This is a genomic window from Pectobacterium jejuense (genome assembly GCF_026800125.1).
GTDB classification, from domain to species: Bacteria; Pseudomonadota; Gammaproteobacteria; order Enterobacterales; family Enterobacteriaceae; genus Pectobacterium; species Pectobacterium jejuense.
Genome location: NZ_JAPQKX010000005.1, coordinates 62,044 through 80,426, shown reverse-complemented (window position 1 = coordinate 80,426; position 18,383 = coordinate 62,044). Strand labels below are relative to the sequence as shown.

Genomic DNA, 18,383 nt, shown 5'->3' with positions numbered 1-18,383 from the left:
GTAAAAATATTGGCTGGCTCCCACTGTTGTTGCGTTGTGATAGGCGTAAATAACGCTGAAGAAAAAACAGGCTTAGGATGAGCGGCAGGGAAGCCGCGAAAGTCGTTGCCGCGTCGGGAACGCGTCAACGACGGTCCGTTAAGAGACTGTTTTTTCTGAAGGTATCGCGTAGCGACGTTATTTCTCGCGAAAAAGCCACGGGTCACGGGGCGGCGGCGACTGAGCGCCCCGTGTCGGGCGCGTGCTACGACGTAGCATAGAAATGGCAATATTCTCGCGCACGAAAGAATCACCATAAGTTACATGTGGTTACCGAAATTTCAGTTCACTTCTTGATTAAACAATCCCGCTCGGCAATATGCAAAAGTGTGATAGCTGGCACAAACCTTGCTTTAACTCATTAGCAACAACCAAACATTCATAATGCGTTTCGGGCCAACGGCGGTGCGGAAGGTGTTAATCGGACAACGGCGTCCATAAGCGTGCAGATTCTGCATGGGCTTGTGGACGCCGTTTTTGTTTTTACCGCCTGAAAAGGTGTTTTGCGCAAGGGTGTCGTTGATGAGTGATTCCAAAACCAAAAGCATGACCGTCTCTCGCCGCCAGTTTCTGTTGGGGAGTGCTGCACTGGGCGGCAGCCTGATGCTGCCGGGGTTGATGAATAGCGCCTGGGCGGCGGGTTCCGACGCGCCGGAGAAAAAGGAAATTCGGGTCGGGTTTATTCCGTTGACGGACTGCGCCTCAGTCGTGATGGCCGCAGTGAAAGGTTTCGATAAGAAATACGGCATCACAATCGTTCCTAGCAAAGAAGCCAGTTGGGCGGCGGTACGCGACAAGCTGGTGTCGGGCGAACTGGATGCGGCCCACATTTTGTACGGCCAGCTGTACGGTCTGCAAATGGGGCTGTCTGGGGCGCAGAGCAACATGGCTGCGCTGATGACGCTCAACCAAAACGGGCAAGGGATCACGCTGGCAAACCAGCTGCGTGAAGCCAACGTCACGGATCTCGCCGCGCTGCAAAAATATATCGCCGCCAGTCCGGCGGGCACCTACACCTTCGCGCAAACCTTCCCAACTGGCACGCACGCCATGTGGCTCTATTACTGGCTGGCTTCCGCCGGCATTCACCCGCTGAACGACGTGCGCACCGTGGTGGTGCCGCCGCCGCAGATGGTGATGAACATGAAGATTGGCAACATGGTCGGCTACTGCGTCGGCGAGCCGTGGAACCAGCGTGCCATCAGCGAAAAAATCGGATTTACCGCCGCCACCTCGCAAGACATTTGGCCTGATCACCCGGAAAAAGTGTTGGGTACCCGCGCTGACTGGGTAAACGCCAACCCGAATAGTGCACGCGCGCTGACCGCCGCGATCCTCGATGCCTCGCGCTGGATTGATGCCTCGGACGACAACCGCCGCGAAACGGCTGGCGTCGTTGCCGGACGCGCGTACATCAATGCCAAAGAAGAAACCATCGTCGGACGCATGCTGGGCCAGTACGAAAATGGGCTGGGGAAAAGCTGGAAAGACGAACACGCGATGCGTTTCTACCACGACGGTTCCGTGAACTACCCGTATCTGTCCGATGGTATGTGGTTCCTCACCCAGCACAAACGCTGGGGCTTGCTCACCGAAGAACCGGATTATCTGGCCGTCGCGAAGCAGGTTAACCGCATTGATATCTACAAGCAGGCGGCCGATGCCGTGGGGAATGTGCCATTGCCCGGTAGCGACATGCGCAGCAGCGTGCTCATCGATGGCCGCCGCTGGGATGGTAGCGATCCAGCGGGTTATGCCAACAGTTTTAGCGTGAAGAAATAAGTGAGGTTGATGATGAAAAACCAGGCCCAGGTCATTCCAATTACCGCGGATAACGCCCCGGAAACCGTACGCAGCGCCGACATTACGCCGCTGCCAACTAAACCCGTAACGCCCGCAAAAGCGCCAGCGGCTCCCACTTTCGCCTACCGCCTGCTGCTGCGTAAGCTGTTTCAGCAACTCTTCCCTGCGGTTCTCGGGCTGGGGCTGTTGGTTGCGGTCTGGCAGATTGCCGCGCTCAACAGCGAAAACTTCCCGACGCCGTGGACGACCTGGCTTGCGGCACTCAGCCTCTTTGCCGACCCGTTTTACATCGCAGGGCCGAACGATCAGGGCATCGGCTGGAACGTATTGGCCTCGCTGCAACGCGTTGGCATCGGTTTCGGGCTGGCGGCACTGGTCGGCATTCCCGCTGGCTTCCTGATTGGTCGTTTTACGTTTCTGGCTAACATGCTCAACCCGATCATTTCGCTGCTGCGCCCGGTCAGCCCGCTAGCGTGGCTGCCTATCGGCCTGCTGCTGTTCCAGCGTGCCGAACCGGCATCCAGTTGGACCATTTTTATCTGCTCCATCTGGCCGATGATCCTTAACACCGCCGAAGGCGTGCGCCGTATCCCGCAGGATTACCTGAACGTGGCGCGAGTCCTGAAGCTCTCCGAATTCACCATCATGCGCAAAATCCTGCTGCCTGCGGTGCTGCCTAACGTATTGACCGGCGTGCGCCTGTCGATTGGTGTCGCCTGGCTGGTGATTGTGGCGGCGGAGATGCTGACCGGTGGCGTCGGTATCGGCTTCTGGATTTGGAATGAGTGGAACAACCTGAATGTGGAAAACATCATCATCGCCATCGTGGTGATTGGCGTTATCGGTCTGCTGCTTGAGCAGGGACTGGTGTGGATTGCTAACCGTTTCAGCTATGACAACCGCTAAGGAGCCGACGATGCGTACAACACCGATTATTCAAGTGCAGCAGGTGAGCCAGCGTTTTAATACCGCCAGCGGTGAGTTTCTGGCGCTGGATCAGGTGAGTTTTGATATTCACACGGGTGAGACGATCAGCCTGATCGGCCATTCCGGCTGCGGCAAGTCTACGTTATTGAACCTGATTGCTGGCCTGACGCTGCCGAGCAGCGGCGGCCTGCTGTGTGACAACCGTGAAATCGACGGCCCAGGGCCGGAGCGCGGCGTGGTCTTTCAGAACCACTCGCTGCTGCCGTGGCTGACCACCTACGAAAACGTCGCACTGGCGGTACGTCAGGTGTTTCGCGGTCAGATGAACAAACGCGAAATGCACGAATGGATTACCCACAATCTTGAACTGGTGCATATGGAGCACGCGCTGAACAAGCGACCGAATGAGATCTCCGGCGGGATGAAGCAGCGTGTGGGGATTGCCCGCGCGCTGGCTATGAAGCCGAAAGTGCTGCTGATGGATGAACCGTTCGGCGCGCTGGATGCGCTGACCCGCGCACATCTTCAGGATGCAGTGATGGAGATTCAGCAGCGCTTGCAAACCACGATTGTGCTGATTACTCACGACGTAGACGAAGCGGTGCTGTTGTCGGATCGCGTGTTGATGATGACCAACGGCCCAGCGGCGACGGTCGGTGAAATCATGAAAGTCGAGCTGGAACGTCCGCGTTCACGCGTCGTGCTGGCCGACGATCCGCGCTACCACCACTACCGTCAGCAGGTGCTGCATTTCTTATATGAAAAACAGCCTAAAGCAGCCTGACAGCGAGGCCGGAACGATGATGAAACCGCATCTGATTGTGATTGGTAACGGGATGGCGAGTGCGCGATTTGTCGATGCACTGCGCCAACTGGCCGCGACGCGCTATCGCATCACTGTGATTGGTGATGAACCGCGCGCCAGCTATAACCGCATCCTGCTGTCGCCAGTATTGAGCGGCGAGAAAGCGTTTACGGATACGCTGCTGACGCCTGCGGCTATCGACGACGATGCAGCGCTGCCGGTGAATTATCTTCTGGGTGAGCGGGTCACGCATATCGATCGCCAGCAGCGTGAGGTGACAACGACGCAACGGCAGCTGTATTACGATCATCTGGTGTTGGCGACTGGCTCCACGCCGTTTATGCCGCCGATGCCGGGCATCGATCTGACGGGCGTGTGCGGCTTCCGCACGCTGGATGATGTCGAGCTGATGTTGGCGACGATTAGCCAGTCCGTTCCTGCGGTGGTGATTGGCGGCGGTTTGCTCGGCATTGAAGCGGCAGCGGCGCTGCAACTGCGCGGTGCTGACGTCACGTTGCTGCATCGCGTTCCGGTTTTGATGGAGCGCCAACTGGACGCGACGGCGAGCGACCTGCTGTGCGACAGCCTGCGTGCTCGTGGTATTGCCTGTGAGACGGATGTGCAGGTAGTCGCGCTGCATGGCGATGAAAAAGGCGTAACGGCTGTGGCGTTGGCCGATGGCCGCACGATTCCGGCCGGACTGGTGGTGGTGACCGCGGGTGTGATTCCCGCTAGCCAGCTGGCGCGCGACTGCGGCTTACCCTGTAACCGCGGCGTGCTGGTGGACGGACAGTTGCAAACTGCCGACCCGTACATCAGCGCAATCGGCGAATGTTGTGAACTCAATGGCGAAATCTTCGGACTGGTTGCCCCGTGTTTCGCCCATGCCACGCTGGTGGCACAGCGCCTTGCCGGACACACACCGAAAGACTATCAGCGTGAACAGGCGGCAACGCGGCTGAAAGTCACAGGAATTGGCGTGGTCAGCGGCGGCGATATTAACGTGGCACCGGATGATGAGGTGTACACCCTTTTTGATCCGCAGACGCAGCACTACCGTCGTCTGCTACTGCGCGACGGGCGGCTGAGCGGTGTCCTGCTGTATGGCGACACCGACGACAGCCAGCGCCTGCTGGCCGCGATGGAGAGCACGACAGCGGGCGAGATGACACCTCCTGCGTCGCTGCTTTTCGGCCTTTCTTCCCCTGATTCTGACCCACAGCCTGAAGCTGTAAGGATTCCTGTCATGAGCAAACCTATTTTGGTGGTCGTCGGCCACGGTATGGTCGGCCACTATTTTCTTGAACAGCTGGTTGAACGCGACCTGCATCAGCATTACCACATTGTCGTCTTTGGTGAAGAACGCCATGAAGCCTATGACCGCGTTCACCTCTCCGAGTATTTTTCCGGCCGCAGCGCCGCTTCTTTGTCACTGGTAAAAGATGGCTTTTTTGCCGAGAGCGGCATTGAGTTGCGTAGCGCCAGCGAGATCGTGGCTATCGATCGTGAACGTCAGTGCGTGTGTGATGCACAGGGCAGAGAAACTGCCTACGACAAACTGGTGCTGGCGACCGGCTCTTATGCCTTTGTTCCGCCGATTCCCGGCAATACGCGTCCCGGCTGTCTGGTGTATCGCACGCTGGACGATCTGGACGCGATTGCGGCACAGGCGAAAAAGGGCAAGTCTGGCGTGGTGATTGGTGGTGGCCTGCTGGGGCTGGAAGCCGCAAATGCCCTGCGTCAGTTGGGGCTGGACACCCATGTGGTGGAGTTTGCGCCGCGCCTGATGGCAGTGCAGTTGGATGACGGCGGTGCCGCTATGCTGCGGCGCAAAATTGAAGCGCTGGGCGTACAGATTCATCTCAGCAAAGAAACGCGCGAGATCACCGACGGCGAGCAGGCGTTGCACCGTCTCTGCTTTGCCGACGGCAGCGTGTTGGAAACCGATTTGGTGCTGTTTTCCGCTGGGATTCGCCCGCGCGACAAGCTGGCAGACAGCTGCGATTTAGAGAAAGGGCCGCGCGGCGGCATCGTGATTGATGACCACTGCCAGACCTCTGATGACGCGATTTTCGCCATCGGCGAGTGCGCGTTGTGGAAAGGTCAGATTTTCGGGTTAGTGGCACCGGGCTACCAGATGGCACGCAGCGTGGCGGATACGCTGGCGCAGCGCGATACGCCATTTACCGGCGCGGACATGAGTACCAAGCTGAAGCTGTTGGGTGTTGACGTCGCCTCGATTGGCGATGCACATGGGCGCACGGCGGGGAGCCAAAGCTACCAGTGGACGGACGGCCCGAACGAGGTCTACAAGAAAATCGTCGTTTCCGCCGACGGCAAGCGTTTACTGGGCGCCGTACTGATTGGCGACAGCAGCGATTACAGCACGTTGCTGCAAATGATGCTCAACGATATGCCGTTGCCTAAACAGCCGGAAGGATTGATTTTGCCTGCGCGTTCTGGCGATGCGCCAAAAGGATTGGGCGTAGCGGCATTACCGGCTAGCGCACAGATTTGCTCCTGTCATAACGTCAGCAAAGGCGATATCTCGGCGGCGGTGGCTGGCGGCTGCGGCGAACTGGGCGCGCTTAAAACCTGTACCAAAGCGGGGACGGGCTGCGGTGGCTGTGTACCGCTGCTGAAACAGGTGATGGAGTACGAACTGACGCAACTGGGTGTCGAAGTGAAGAAGGATATTTGTGAGCACTTCGCCTATTCGCGTCAGGAGCTGTACCACCTGATTCGCGTGCATGAGATCCGCTCATTTGACAGTCTCCTTGAGCGTTATGGTCACGGTTTAGGCTGCGAAGTGTGTAAGCCGCTGGTGGGGTCGATGCTGGCGTCCTGCTGGAATGACTATCTGCTGCAACCGCAGCACCTGCCGTTGCAGGATACCAACGATCGTTTCTTTGCCAACATTCAAAAAGACGGTACGTATTCCGTCGTGCCGCGCGTTCCGGCGGGGGAAATTACACCGGAAGGACTGATCGCGATCGGTCAGGTGGCACAGCGCTATAACCTGTACACCAAGATCACCGGCGGTCAGCGCGTAGATTTATTCGGCGCGCGCTTAGAGCAGCTTCCCGCGATCTGGCGTGAACTGATCGATGCCGGATTTGAAACCGGCCATGCCTACGGTAAATCGCTGCGTACCGTGAAATCCTGCGTGGGATCGACCTGGTGCCGCTATGGCGTGCAGGATTCCACCGGGTTGGCGATCCAACTGGAGCACCGTTACAAGGGGCTGCGTTCGCCGCATAAAGTCAAAATGGCGGTTTCCGGCTGTACCCGCGAATGTGCTGAGGCACAAAGCAAAGATATCGGCGTGATTGCCACGGATAAAGGCTGGAATCTCTACGTGTGCGGCAATGGCGGTATGAAGCCGCGCCATGCGGATCTCTTCGCCAGCGATCTGGATACGGAAACCCTGCTGCGCACCATCGATCGGGTTTTGATGTTCTATATCCGTACCGGCGATCGCCTCCAACGCACCAGCACCTGGATGGATAATCTGGAAGGCGGTATCGACTATCTGCGTCAGGTGATTCTGGAAGACAGCCTGAATATTGGCGAAGAGTTAGATAAAGAGATGCAGCGCGTGGTAGATGCCTACCAGTGCGAATGGCAAACCACGCTGGAAAGCCCGGAACGTCTGGCGCTATTCCGTGGCTTCCTGAACAGCGATAGCCCGGATGAAGCGGTGGTGATGGTGCCGGAGCGTGGGCAGATCCGTCCTGCACAGGATCATGAGAAAGCGGTCTCACCAGAACCGGTTGCTCTGAAACCTGCCGCGCATGAGGCAGAGTGGGTACAGGTGGCGACACTGGGCGATATTCCACGTCATGCCGGCATGGCGGCGCGCCTCGGACAGCAGCAGATCGCGCTGTTCCACCTGCCGGGTAGCGAGCAGCAGGTGTACGCGTTGGAAAACCACGAACCGGGCAGTGGAGCAAATGTGCTGTCGCGTGGGCTACTGGGGGATGTCGCCGGTGAACCGGTGGTGATTTCACCGCTGTACAAGAAACGCTTCAAGCTGCGGGATGGTGTGAGCCCGGATGATAGCTCGCTGTACGTACGTGCCTGGCCAGTGCGCGTGGAAGACGACGAGATTTGGGTCTGCCGTCAGCCGCTGGCTGTGCCTGAAGGCGTCGTTCTGGCAGACACTGCCATGGCAAAAGCATCATGAACGCGCGCGTCTGTCGGACAACTTGCCCCTATTGTGGCGTCGGCTGTGGCGTGCTGGCAGAACACGATGGGCAAGGTGGGGTAAAGATCAGTGGCGATCCGGCGCACCCGGCAAATTTGGGTCGCCTGTGCGTCAAAGGTTCCGCGCTGGGAGAGACGCTGGATTTGAAAGGCCGGCTCTTGTGGCCGCTGGTGGAAGGGCGTCGCGTTAGCTGGGAACAGGCGCTTGATACGGTAGCCGAACGGCTGCTGGCAACTATGCAACAACATGGCCCTCAGTCGGTGGCGTTTTATGGTTCAGGCCAGCTGTTGACGGAAGATTACTACGTCGCTAACAAGCTGATGAAGGGCTTTATTGGCGTCGCCAATATGGATACCAATTCGCGGCTTTGCATGGCGTCTGCGGTGATCGGCTACAAGCGCGGGCTGGGGGCGGATGTCGTTCCCTGTAACTATGAAGATATCGAACGGGCGGATGTGGTGCTGCTGGTCGGTTCTAATACCGCCTGGGCGCATCCGGTGGTGTATCAGCGGCTGGTGCAGGCGAAACAGCAGCGACCACAGATGCAGGTGGTGGTGATTGACCCTCGACGTACCGCAACCTGCGACATTGCCGATCTGCATTTACCGCTGCAACCCGGCAGCGATGCGGGGCTGTTCAACGGCCTGCTGCATTGGATGGCGCAGGATTCACGCATCGATCATACCGAATTGGCTGAGCGTTTTTCCGGCGTGGAAGAGGCATTAGAGTCAGCGCAGACGTGGTCGTTAGCGAAGGTTGTGGATTTCTGTCAGTTGGATGAAGCCGATATCGCGCGTTTCTACCACCTGTTCAGCATGAGCGACAAGGTGGTCACGCTCTATTCGCAGGGCGTGAATCAATCGTCCTCGGGCAGCGATAAATGCAATGCGATCATCAATGCCCATCTGCTGAGCGGCAAAATCGGCGTGTCGGGTTCAGGTCCCTTTTCGATAACCGGACAGCCAAATGCGATGGGCGGACGAGAAGTCGGCGGGCTGGCTAATCAGCTTGCCAGCCACATGGGCTTTACGTCGCAGGATATCGAGCGCGTAGGGCGCTTCTGGCAGAGCGATAATGTCGCGACGCAGCCCGGTCTGAACGCGGTGGATCTGTTTCACGCGGTTGAACGCGGCGATATTAAAGCGGTGTGGATTATGGGTACCAATCCGGTGGTGTCGATGCCGGATGCTGACCGGGTGAAACAGGCGCTGGAACGCTGCCCGCTGGTGATCGTCTCCGAGGTGATGCGCCATACCGATACCGCAGAAACCGCTGATATTTTACTGCCTGCGCTGGGCTGGGGAGAAAAAGACGGCACGGTAACCAATTCCGAACGCCGGATGTCTCGTCAGCGAGCCTTTCTGCCCGCGCCGGGGGAAGCCAAAGCCAACTGGTGGATACTGAGTCAGGTGGCGCAGCGTATGGGATTTGCCGAAGCGTTTGCCTATCAGCATCCGGCGGAGATCTTTCGTGAGCATGCGGCGCTGTCTGGATTTGAGAATAACGGTAGCCGCGCGTTTGATATCAGCGGACTGGCGACACTCAGCAATCAGCAGTGGCAGCAGTTGGAACCGATACAGTGGCCGGTAAATACGACATACCCACAAGGGCGCGCCCGACTGGGTGACGATGGCCGATTCTGGCATGCCGATGGCAAAGCGCGTCTCGTGGCGGTCACGCCGTCGCTGCCGCAAAACCCGTGGAGCGCGGCGTATCCGCTGGTGCTGAACACCGGGCGTATTCGCGATCAGTGGCACACCATGACGCGTACGGGCAAAGCGGCTCGGCTGATGCGTCATATCAGCGAACCCTACTGCGAGCTGCATCCACAGGATGCGCAGACGCATGATATTCAGGCGGGCGACTTGGTGCGCTTGTCGTCGGTGCACGGCTGGATGCTGGCGCGGGCGCGACTCGACGCCGGACAGGCACGCGGCAGTGTGTTTGTACCGATGCACTGGAATCAGCAGTTCAGCGCTCAGGCGCGGGCTGACAGTTTAGTTGCGCCGATTACCGATCCGTATTCCGGCCAGCCGGAAAGCAAGCACAGCCGGGTGCGTATCCAACCCTGGCATACCGCCTGGCAGGCAACGCTGTTTTTTGCTGATGAGCCAGCTACCGCGCCATTAACGTTACCTGCAGAGCATGACGTTCTGCCGCCACCCGCCACCTACTGGAGCAAAGTGCCTCATGAGGGTGTGACGCAGTATCTGTTTGCCGACCGCGTGCCGGTAGACGATTGGCAGGCATGGCTGACCGAGCATTATGGGTTGGAAAACATGCAGTGTCAGGTTGCACAGGGCAACGGCGTATTTCACCTGATTGGCTGGCGCGATGGTCACGTGGTGCTGGCCTGCTATGTCAGTGCACAGGCGCTGCGTATTGACAGCGATGCGGTGCGTCAGGCGTTTATCACTCCGCCGCAGCTCCCGCACGAACGCCACGCGCTGCTGGCGGGTCAGGCACCGCAGGGGCAGGTTAAGCAGGGAGCCACGATTTGCAGTTGCTATAGCGTTGGCGAAGCGATCATCGTCGGCGCGATTCGTAAAGGCTGCCACAGCGTAGCAGCGTTAGGCGGTACGCTGAAATGTGGGACCAACTGCGGTTCCTGTATTCCCGAACTGAAAGCGTTATTGAGCCAGCATGTGCCGATAACGGTTAATGAATTGAAAAAAGCAGGTTGAGCGCCACGGCGTAATGAGGTGTGACATGATGACAACACAATCAATATTGGCGCAGGGCCAACGGCGTCAGCCTGTACTCGGCGGTGAAATCTGGCTGGTAGGCGCAGGGCCGGGCGATGCAGAACTGCTGACGCTGAAGGCGCTGCGGGCAATCCAGCAGGCGGATGTGGTGGTCTACGATCGGCTGGTGTCGGCGGAGATTATGGATTTGGTGCCGGAGCAGGCGCTATGTATCGATGTCGGAAAAACGCGCGGCTGTCACCGCCTGTCACAGGAAAAAATCAATCAGCTGTTAGTTGAATTGGCGCAGGCCGGGCAGCGGGTGATCCGTCTAAAGGGCGGCGATCCGTTTATTTTTGGTCGCGGCGGCGAAGAGATGGATTATGCCCAGCAGGCTGGAATCGTTTGCCACGTCGTGCCCGGTATTACCGCCGCGACAGGCTGTGCGGCGGCAGTAGGGCTACCGCTGACGCACCGCGCCTGCGCGCAGTCGGTGCGCTTCGTGACCGGTCATTCGCGCGATGGCGAACCGCAACTGGACTGGCCGACGCTGGCGGACAGCCAGCAAACGCTGGTGTTCTATATGGGGCTGAGCCACAGCAGTCGATTATGCCAGCGCCTGATCGAGCACGGGCTGTCCGCGCAGACGCCCGTTGCGATTATCGAACGCGGCACCCAGCCGGATCAGCGGTTATTGACCGCGACGCTGGCGACCTTACCGGCATTGCTGGCACGCTATCAACCACAGTCACCTAGTCTGCTGGTGGTCGGTGACGTCGTCCGCTTCTGCCGTCATCCGGCGTTGCAGGTCGACGCAGCCCCAGCGCGGTTGACGATGGAAAAACATGAAGCCGCCTGACAGCAACGGCTCCCTGCCTACAGTCAGCGCCTCGAAATAAACCGGTTTTTCTTCGAGGCGCTTTCCACTTTCTACGTTGTTTTCTGCTTTACTATCGTGTCCCCGTTACCCTCCCTACTGAATTTTCAGTCATGGCCAACAGGGAAGGGGACGAGATGCCATCGCATGATGCGATCTTCAAACAGTTTCTGAGCGACATCGCGGTCGCACGGGATTTTCTAACTATTCATCTGCCGGATGAAATCCGCAAACGCTGTGATTTCAGCACGCTGCAATTGGAATCCGCGTCGTTTATTGATGAAAAGCTGCGCGCGCGGATATCGGACGTGCTGTACTCGCTGCGTACCACCGCAGGTAAAGGGTACATTTACTGTGTGATTGAACACCAAAGCCGCCCGGAAAAGCAGATGGCTTTCCGGCTGCTGCGCTATTGTCTGGCTGCCATGCAGCAACATCTGGATCAGGGACATGATCGCTTACCGCTGGTGGTGCCACTGCTGTTTTATCATGGCAGAGCGCGTCCTTATCCTTACAGCCTTCGCTGGCTGGACAGCTTCGCCGATCCTGTACTGGCACAAGCGCTGTATGAACAGCCTTTCCCACTGGTGGATTTAACTGCTATTTCGGATGATGAGATTCGCACGCACCGACGCATGGCGTTACTGGAACTGGTACAGAAGCATATTCGTACCCGTGATATGCTGGAGCTGGCGCGTGAGATTGGGTTACTATTTGAACGCTGGTCGGTGCCGCTGACGCAGCGTCGGGCGCTGTTATTTTATATTGCACAAGCGGGAAACACATCCAAACCCGCAGATTTCATTGACGCACTGGCAGCACCGCTATCAACCGGTCAGGAGGACATTATGACGATTGCAGAACAATTGAAAAAAATGGGATTCGACGAGGGAGTCCAACGCGGTATTCAGCAAGGATTGGAGCAGGGCATTGAGCAAGGGATGAAAAACAGTGCCAGACAAATTGCCCGTAATTTATTGCTAACGGGAATGGATAAGAACAGCGTGCAGCAGGTCACTCAGCTTGAGGAAGAAGAGCTTGAGCAATTGGTCACGGCTATCCTGCATGACACACAGCATTGATACCGTCTTCAACGATATCAGCACTAAATAATACCGTACTAAAACCGAGCGTTGCTGATGCCTTTACAAGAAAAGGTCAGTCAGGCAACGCTCACGTCTTTCGTTAACGGCGCTTTTTAACCTTTGCGTACTCGCGCCGTCAGCCCTTTCAGGAAGTAGCGGATCACCTGATCGCCGCAGGTGCGATAGTTTTTATGATCAGGCGCGCGCATCATCGCGGTGACTTCCGGCACTGAAATGCGAAAATTTTGTGCCAGCAGGATCGCCTGAATATCATCCGTTTTTAATGAAAACGCGACACGCAGCTTTTTCAGAATAATATTGTTGGTCATCTTGCGCTCAAACTGCGGCGCAGGCTGGTTTTCATCTTGCCCACGTTTTTGCAGAATCAGCCCATTCAGGAAATAACTCATCACGATGTCTGGGCAAGGTTGATAACCTTCTTCCCCTTCCTTTTTGACGTAGCTCGCCAACTGCAGGGGAGGGACGGTCATCTCCACCAGCGCCAGGATCTTCAGCAGGTGGTCATTATTCAAATTCAGCATATAGCGCACGCTGCGCAGGACATCGTTATTCATCATTACGGAAGGGGTCTCGCCGTTCGTCTTGGTACAAAACGCACAGTATAAAGGGAACGGCGGAGAAATGCAGAAACGATCGTGGAATTAGTGAAACGTCTCCCGTCCGGTAAAGTGCCCAACCCAGCCTTCTGGATTAGTAAAAATGCGGATCGCGACAAAATCAGGAAATTCGCCGCAGTCAAACCAGTGCGGCGTGTTAGCGGGCACGCGTAAGAGATCGCCGGCCTCGCAGGTAAGCTGGAAAACCTGTTCGCCAATCGGCACAAAGAAGCTTCCGCTGCCGCGCACGAAGAAACGCACTTCATCTTCACTATGAGTGTGTTCCTGAAGAAATTTTTCCCGCAGCGCCAGTCTCTCAGCATGATCCGGCGTCAGGCTGATCACGTCGGCAGAGGTGTAGCCTTCCTGCTGTTTAAGTCGTTCAATATCGGCATGGTACTGAGCCAAAATGGTTTCGTTGCTGGCGTCGAGCGGTGGTGCATCGGTCTGCCAGTGCTCTAGCTGGATCCCGGCGCTGGCGAGCAGGGAAGCGATGTCAGTAAACGTGGTGATCTGCTGGACGGGCTGCGTGATGTGCGGGCGGTGGTAAATCGATAGCGTGGTCATGTCTGCTTGTCCCTTAGGTATAGAAGAACCTTAACCATTCCCTTTATAGGGATAAAAAACAAGATGCATTTTTTATAACTTATTCCTGTAAATTCAATGATTAACAATCATTACATCTGCCGATCAACGCTATTTCTATTTAATCACTAGCCATTATCATTTTTGTTATTTCGATTTAACTTTTCCCGTTGCTAATCTCTTTCCCTGCTAATAATTTTATAAAAATCGGGATAAAAATGATGAAGACTCGCTTTTCTCGTCTGGCTGCGTGCGTGCTGGCTACAGGGGTAATGACCTCTGTTCAGGCAGCGGATGAGACACTGTCATTGAAGGGAAAAACCATTGGCGTTGCCGTGGTGGGAACACAGCACTTTTGGGACCGTGAGGCCTACAAAGGGGCGACCGAAGAAATTGAGAAACTCGGTGGGCAGGTCGTGGGTGTGGATGGGGGGCGTGATAATCAGGTTCATGCCAATAACCACGATATTCTGCTGGCGCGTAAGGTCGATGCCGTGATCAGTATTCTCGGCGACAGCGCGGTAGAGCCGAAGTTTAAAGCGCTGCGTGAGGCAAAGATTCCGGTTTTCACCGTCGATCATGTTTCATCGTATTCCATCAATAACACGACGTCGGATAACTACGCCATCGGCTCGACGATCGGGCGCTATACCGCTGATGCGCTGGGCGGAAAAGGTAACATCGCGGTTTTCAACGCCTTCTCCAACGCGCTGCGCATCTGCGGTATTCGCTATGACCTGTGGAAATATGTTCTGCAAGATTATCCGGGGATCAAAATTATTCAGCCTGAGCTGGCTGAACAATATTCCAACTCGCCGGAAGACGCGCGCAAGAAAACCCTTGAGCTGCTGAGCCAGTACCCGAAAGGCACGTTGGATGCCATCCATGTTGCCTGCTGGGATCAGCCGGCCATCGGTGTGGTGCAGGCACTGGAAGAAACCGGACGTGACAAGGACGTGAAGGTCACGGCGATTGATGCCGGGCCAGAAACGCTGGAAATTATGGCGGAGAAAGGCAGTCCGTTTGTTGCCAACGTAGCCCAGCAGCCGCGTCTGATCGGCACCACATCGGCGAAAAACGTCGCCCGTTATTTCGCGGGGGCCACGCTGTTGCCGCAGACGTTTGTGCCAGTCTTGCCCGTCAAAGGGGAGGCTGAAGCCAAGGCGGTCTATAAACAGCTTGGCTATGGCGAACTGAAATAAAGCTATGGTGGGATATCACTCAACCCCGTCGCCGTCCGGCGACGGTCTGACAATGACGCACATCAGCAAGCAATTTGCAGGGATTCCCGCGCTGGACAACGTATCGCTAACGGTTCGGCCGGGAGAAATTCTCGGCCTGATCGGGGAAAACGGCGCGGGGAAATCGACCTTAATTAAGGTGCTGGCTGGCGTTTATGCCGCAGATGGCGGCGAGATCGCTGTCGATGGGCAGCGATTGAGCGCTGTGACGCCCGCGGTTATCCACGCGCACGGCATTCGTTTCATCCATCAGGAACTGCATCTCATTCCCCATTTTACCGTGGCGGAGTCGGTGTTTCTCGGTCAGGAACGAGTGAACCGTTGGCGAGGTGCCGATCGTCGGGCGATGCGGCGTGAAACGGAACAGTTTTTTCAGCACACCTTCAATTTATCGATAGACGCCAATCGACTCATCCGGGAGTTAAGTCTGGCGGAACGTAAACTGGTGCAGGTCGCTCGAGCACTGATTGACGGCAAGGCGCGGCTGGTGGTGTTTGATGAGCCGACCGCGCCGCTGGAAGCGCGGGAAGCCACGCTGCTACTGCATACGATCCAGACGCTGAAACAGCGTGGGATTGCGATTATCTATGTCTCTCACTATCTCAATGAAATTGCAGATATCTGCGACCGCGTCACCGTGTTACGCAATGGTAAGGGCGTGACGACGCTGGACGATCCCGATACGAAGGACATTGATGGAATGATCCGCCTGATGGTGGGGCGAGAGATTGCCAGCCTGTTTGACGGGAAACGCAAGATAGCGAAAAGCGGTACGCCGCTGCTACAGGTCGAACAGCTCACGGATCGGCAGCATTTTCAACCAATCCGTTTTCAGGTGGCGGCGGGGGAAATTGTTGGTATTGCGGGGTTGTTAGGATCGGGACGTGAGGCGCTGATTGATGCGCTCTATGGCATCACGCCCGCCCGTGAAGGATATATTGTGATCGATGGTCAGACACTGCGCCCGCGTTCTCCGGTACAGGCAATCGCGCAGCGTATGGCGCTGGTGCCGCGCGATCGTCGTCACGACGGGCTGATTTTACCGCTATCGGTGGCAGACAATATCAATCTGGCTTCCTTGCCGGGTGTCGCCTGGCGCGGCTGGCTGCGGCGTAAGCAAGCGGTAGCGCAGGCGAACCATCTGGCGCAGACGCTGGATATCCGGCCGCGCGATGTCAGCGTGCCCGTGCGCAATTTAAGTGGCGGTAACCAGCAGAAGGTGATACTGGCGCGCTGGCTAAAGACTGATACCCGGCTGTTTATTCTTGATGAACCGACGCTGGGTGTTGATATTGGCGCGAAAGCAGAAATCTACCAGCTTACCCGGCAACTGGCGGCGGAAGGGCGGGCGGTTATCGTTTCTTCCAGCGATGACGGCGAACTTCTGGGGCTGTGCGATCGCATTCTGGTGATGTGGCGCGGTGAACTCATCGCTGATGTGCCGACGGAACGTCTCTCGCTGGATAGTCTGCTGGCGTTGACCAGCAGCGGCCGAACGCAGGAGGCGGTATGACTCGAGCCTTACAACCCCTCCGGGCGACGCCGCGTTTAGCTGGGCTTTTCAATCATATTCCCTTACTGCTGTTTGCGGCGCTGCTGCTGTTCCTCTGCCTGAACGCACCTTATTTTCTCAGTTGGCAAAATTTCACCATTATTTTACGCCAAAGCGCGCCGCTGGCGATCCTGTGCTTCGGGCTGGTCTGCGTCATTACGGGCGGCGGTGACGATGTTGTCTCCGGCGGTATCGATCTCTCGCTGCCTGCGATTGCGGTACTTGCGGTGGCGATAGTTAGCGACGGTTTGACGAACGCAGGTATCAGTTATTCGTGGCTGATTGCGCTGGTGGCGGGAGCTGCATTATTAGCGGGGGCGGTGAATGCCGCACTGGTGGTGGCGATTCGGCTACCGCCGCTCTTGGCAACGTTAGCCTGCTCCGCGGCGGTTATCGGACTCACTAATTTGCTGACCCAGCAGCGGCGTATCAGCGTTAGCGATCCGCTGATTGTGGCGTTTCGTGATAGCAGTCTGCTTGGCCTGCCGTTGGCGGTCTGGTTTATGCTGCTGGTCTTCCTTTTGTTTCAGTTTATCGTTCACCATAGCCGCTGGGGGCAGCATTTGCAGGCTGCGGGCGGAAGCCGCGAAGCGGCGCAGCTGTCGGGCATTTCCCACACGCCGTTGGTTATCGGTTCGTATCTGTTAGGTGCGCTGGCGGCGGCGCTGGCCTCGTTGACGCTAGTGGCGCAAGGATCGGGCAGCTCGCCCGGTACGGCAGAGCCGCTGTTGCTGGAGATGGTATTAGCGACGTTTCTCGGTGCGGCATTCTCTCGCCGTCGGGTGGTCACTATCTGGGGCGCATTGCTGGGTACGCTGCTGGTTAATGCCTTATCGAACGGTCTGGCGCTGCTGCGAGTCGATATCTTCTGGGTCGGCGCGATTAAGGGCGTACTGATTCTGGTGGTGCTCGCTGCTGCGTCATTACGCAGGCAAAGGAGTCACGCGTGAAACCTTCTTCTTTGGCGGCGCAGCCTGCGTTGCCGGGCGGCAGACTGGGGATGTCGTTTTTTATCCGCTATGGTTTTCTGGTCATTCTGCTGGCTTTTCTGGTGTTTTTCTCGCTGCAAAACCCGATATTTTTGACGTTAGGCAATTGGGGGAATTTGCTACAGGGCAGTGCGGTACTGCTGATTGTGGCGCTGGCTATGACGCTGGTGGTGACAGCGGGCGGAATCGATCTGTCCGTGGGCGTTGCGCTGGATTTTGGCGCCGCCTTTGCGCTGGTGGCACTCAAAGTCTATGGTCTGCCGTGGCAGGCAGCGGTGCTGGCCGCATTAGCGGGAGGCGCACTGATTGGTTTGCTTAACGCGGTGCTGATTATTCACTGTCGAATTAAGCCGTTCTTGGCGACGCTAGGGACGTGGTTTATCGGTAGCAGCATCGAACGAATCTACACCGAGGGCGGCGGGCCGATCGCTTACCGCCGAATGGCACCCCAGTACCATGAGCTGGCCGTGGGCGATCTGTGGGGTATTCCGGTGCCGATCGTGATTGTGGCGGTGCTGTTGCTGGTTTATTACCTGTTATTTGAACGGACGATTGCGGGTAAACGTATCCATGCAATGGGATTGAATGCGCCAGCAGCGCTGATTGCCGGTGTTAACGTGCGGCGTACGATGTTCTGGCTGCTGATTGTTACGTCGGTGACGTGTGCCATCGGCGGCGTGGTGTTATCCGCCAATCTGCGTCAGTTTACGCCGCTGGCCGGACAGGCTTACCTGATGGACGCTATTGCCGCCGTATTTATTGGCACCGCTTTTCATGCGCAGGGGCGACCGAATGTGGCGGGGACGCTAATCGGCGTGCTGTTTCTCGGTATGATCGCCAACGGTTTGAACCTGATGGGGCTGAACTTCATCGTAAAAGATGCGCTGAGCGGCGTGATTTTGGTACTGGCGCTGGCGCTCTCTTTCCTGCAGGGGCGGCTGCGTCAGCGACAATAATGTTCGAACATGAATA

13 protein-coding genes are annotated in these 18,383 nt (G+C 57.0%); 11 read left to right on the top strand and 2 right to left on the bottom strand.

From position 1 onward, the window contains the following. Nucleotides 1-561: 561 nt before the first annotated feature. From NXT09_RS10750 to NXT09_RS10720, 7 genes are all read left to right on the top strand, one after another. Nucleotides 562-1,821, top strand: a complete 1,260-nt coding sequence (locus NXT09_RS10750; protein ID WP_205549831.1) for a CmpA/NrtA family ABC transporter substrate-binding protein — start codon at nt 562-564, stop codon at nt 1,819-1,821. 12 nt (nt 1,822-1,833) lie between these two features. After that, complete coding sequence (gene ntrB, locus NXT09_RS10745; RefSeq protein WP_039509401.1) at nt 1,834-2,748, top strand: nitrate ABC transporter permease; 915 nt, start codon at nt 1,834-1,836, stop codon at nt 2,746-2,748. A gap of 10 nt (nt 2,749-2,758) precedes the next feature. After that, nucleotides 2,759-3,553, top strand: a complete 795-nt coding sequence (locus NXT09_RS10740) for an ABC transporter ATP-binding protein (RefSeq protein ID WP_010295297.1) — start codon at nt 2,759-2,761, stop codon at nt 3,551-3,553. A gap of 19 nt (nt 3,554-3,572) precedes the next feature. Then, on the top strand, nt 3,573-7,760 hold the full coding sequence (gene nirB / locus NXT09_RS10735; RefSeq protein WP_268579832.1) for a nitrite reductase large subunit NirB: 4,188 nt from the start codon (nt 3,573-3,575) through the stop codon (nt 7,758-7,760). Continuing rightward, nucleotides 7,757-10,465 (top strand): nitrate reductase, encoded by a 2,709-nt coding sequence (locus tag NXT09_RS10730; protein ID WP_268579675.1) that lies wholly within the window; start codon nt 7,757-7,759, stop codon nt 10,463-10,465. Before nirB ends, NXT09_RS10730 begins: the two co-directional genes overlap by 4 nt. Before the next feature lie 25 nt (nt 10,466-10,490). After that, nucleotides 10,491-11,324, top strand: a complete 834-nt coding sequence (cobA, locus tag NXT09_RS10725) for a uroporphyrinogen-III C-methyltransferase (RefSeq protein ID WP_205549823.1) — start codon at nt 10,491-10,493, stop codon at nt 11,322-11,324. Nucleotides 11,325-11,479: 155 nt separating this feature from the next. Continuing rightward, nucleotides 11,480-12,424 carry an Rpn family recombination-promoting nuclease/putative transposase gene (locus NXT09_RS10720; RefSeq protein WP_268579674.1) on the top strand — a complete coding sequence of 315 codons (945 nt, stop codon included), beginning with the start codon at nt 11,480-11,482 and terminating at the stop codon, nt 12,422-12,424. Nucleotides 12,425-12,540: 116 nt separating this feature from the next. Here NXT09_RS10720 and NXT09_RS10715 read toward each other — a convergent pair whose 3' ends face one another. Together NXT09_RS10715 and NXT09_RS10710 are read right to left on the bottom strand one after the other, a co-directional pair. Continuing rightward, nucleotides 12,541-13,005: a YehS family protein gene (locus NXT09_RS10715; RefSeq protein ID WP_268579673.1), complete on the bottom strand. Its 465-nt coding sequence runs from the start codon at nt 13,003-13,005 to the stop codon at nt 12,541-12,543. 84 nt (nt 13,006-13,089) lie between these two features. Beyond that, the gene (locus NXT09_RS10710; RefSeq protein WP_174871631.1) at nt 13,090-13,611 is read right to left on the bottom strand and encodes a 1,2-dihydroxy-3-keto-5-methylthiopentene dioxygenase; all 522 of its coding nucleotides are present in this window, start codon (nt 13,609-13,611) and stop codon (nt 13,090-13,092) included. A 239-nt stretch (nt 13,612-13,850) separates the two neighbouring features. Between NXT09_RS10710 and NXT09_RS10705 the strand changes: the two genes are divergently transcribed. From NXT09_RS10705 to NXT09_RS10690, 4 genes are read left to right on the top strand one after another with little or no spacing between them, the layout of a single operon-like run. After that, entirely contained in the window at nt 13,851-14,831 is a 981-nt protein-coding gene (locus NXT09_RS10705) for a sugar ABC transporter substrate-binding protein (protein WP_043901888.1), read from the top strand. Between the two features lie 4 nt (nt 14,832-14,835). Continuing rightward, nucleotides 14,836-16,383: a sugar ABC transporter ATP-binding protein gene (locus NXT09_RS10700; RefSeq protein WP_268579672.1), complete on the top strand. Its 1,548-nt coding sequence runs from the start codon at nt 14,836-14,838 to the stop codon at nt 16,381-16,383. Continuing rightward, nucleotides 16,380-17,372: an ABC transporter permease gene (locus tag NXT09_RS10695; RefSeq protein ID WP_268579671.1), complete on the top strand. Its 993-nt coding sequence runs from the start codon at nt 16,380-16,382 to the stop codon at nt 17,370-17,372. The genes NXT09_RS10700 and NXT09_RS10695 overlap by 4 nt, the downstream gene beginning before the upstream one ends. Then, a complete protein-coding gene (locus NXT09_RS10690; RefSeq protein WP_268579670.1) occupies nt 17,369-18,367 on the top strand; it encodes an ABC transporter permease in 999 nt (332 codons plus the stop codon). The genes NXT09_RS10695 and NXT09_RS10690 overlap by 4 nt, the downstream gene beginning before the upstream one ends. Nucleotides 18,368-18,383 lie beyond the last annotated feature (16 nt).

Bases quoted from the DNA above. Each gene is read 5' to 3' on its own strand.
- NXT09_RS10750 (WP_205549831.1), top strand. From the start codon at position 562: ATGAGTGATTCCAAAACCAAAAGCATGACCGTCTCTCGCCGCCAGTTT.
- ntrB (WP_039509401.1), top strand. From the start codon at position 1,834: ATGAAAAACCAGGCCCAGGTCATTCCAATTACCGCGGATAACGCCCCG.
- NXT09_RS10740 (WP_010295297.1), top strand. From the start codon at position 2,759: ATGCGTACAACACCGATTATTCAAGTGCAGCAGGTGAGCCAGCGTTTT.
- nirB (WP_268579832.1), top strand. From the start codon at position 3,573: ATGAAACCGCATCTGATTGTGATTGGTAACGGGATGGCGAGTGCGCGA.
- NXT09_RS10730 (WP_268579675.1), top strand. From the start codon at position 7,757: ATGAACGCGCGCGTCTGTCGGACAACTTGCCCCTATTGTGGCGTCGGC.
- cobA (WP_205549823.1), top strand. From the start codon at position 10,491: ATGATGACAACACAATCAATATTGGCGCAGGGCCAACGGCGTCAGCCT.
- NXT09_RS10720 (WP_268579674.1), top strand. From the start codon at position 11,480: ATGCCATCGCATGATGCGATCTTCAAACAGTTTCTGAGCGACATCGCG.
- NXT09_RS10715 (WP_268579673.1), bottom strand. From the start codon at position 13,005: ATGATGAATAACGATGTCCTGCGCAGCGTGCGCTATATGCTGAATTTG.
- NXT09_RS10710 (WP_174871631.1), bottom strand. From the start codon at position 13,611: ATGACCACGCTATCGATTTACCACCGCCCGCACATCACGCAGCCCGTC.
- NXT09_RS10705 (WP_043901888.1), top strand. From the start codon at position 13,851: ATGAAGACTCGCTTTTCTCGTCTGGCTGCGTGCGTGCTGGCTACAGGG.
- NXT09_RS10700 (WP_268579672.1), top strand. From the start codon at position 14,836: ATGGTGGGATATCACTCAACCCCGTCGCCGTCCGGCGACGGTCTGACA.
- NXT09_RS10695 (WP_268579671.1), top strand. From the start codon at position 16,380: ATGACTCGAGCCTTACAACCCCTCCGGGCGACGCCGCGTTTAGCTGGG.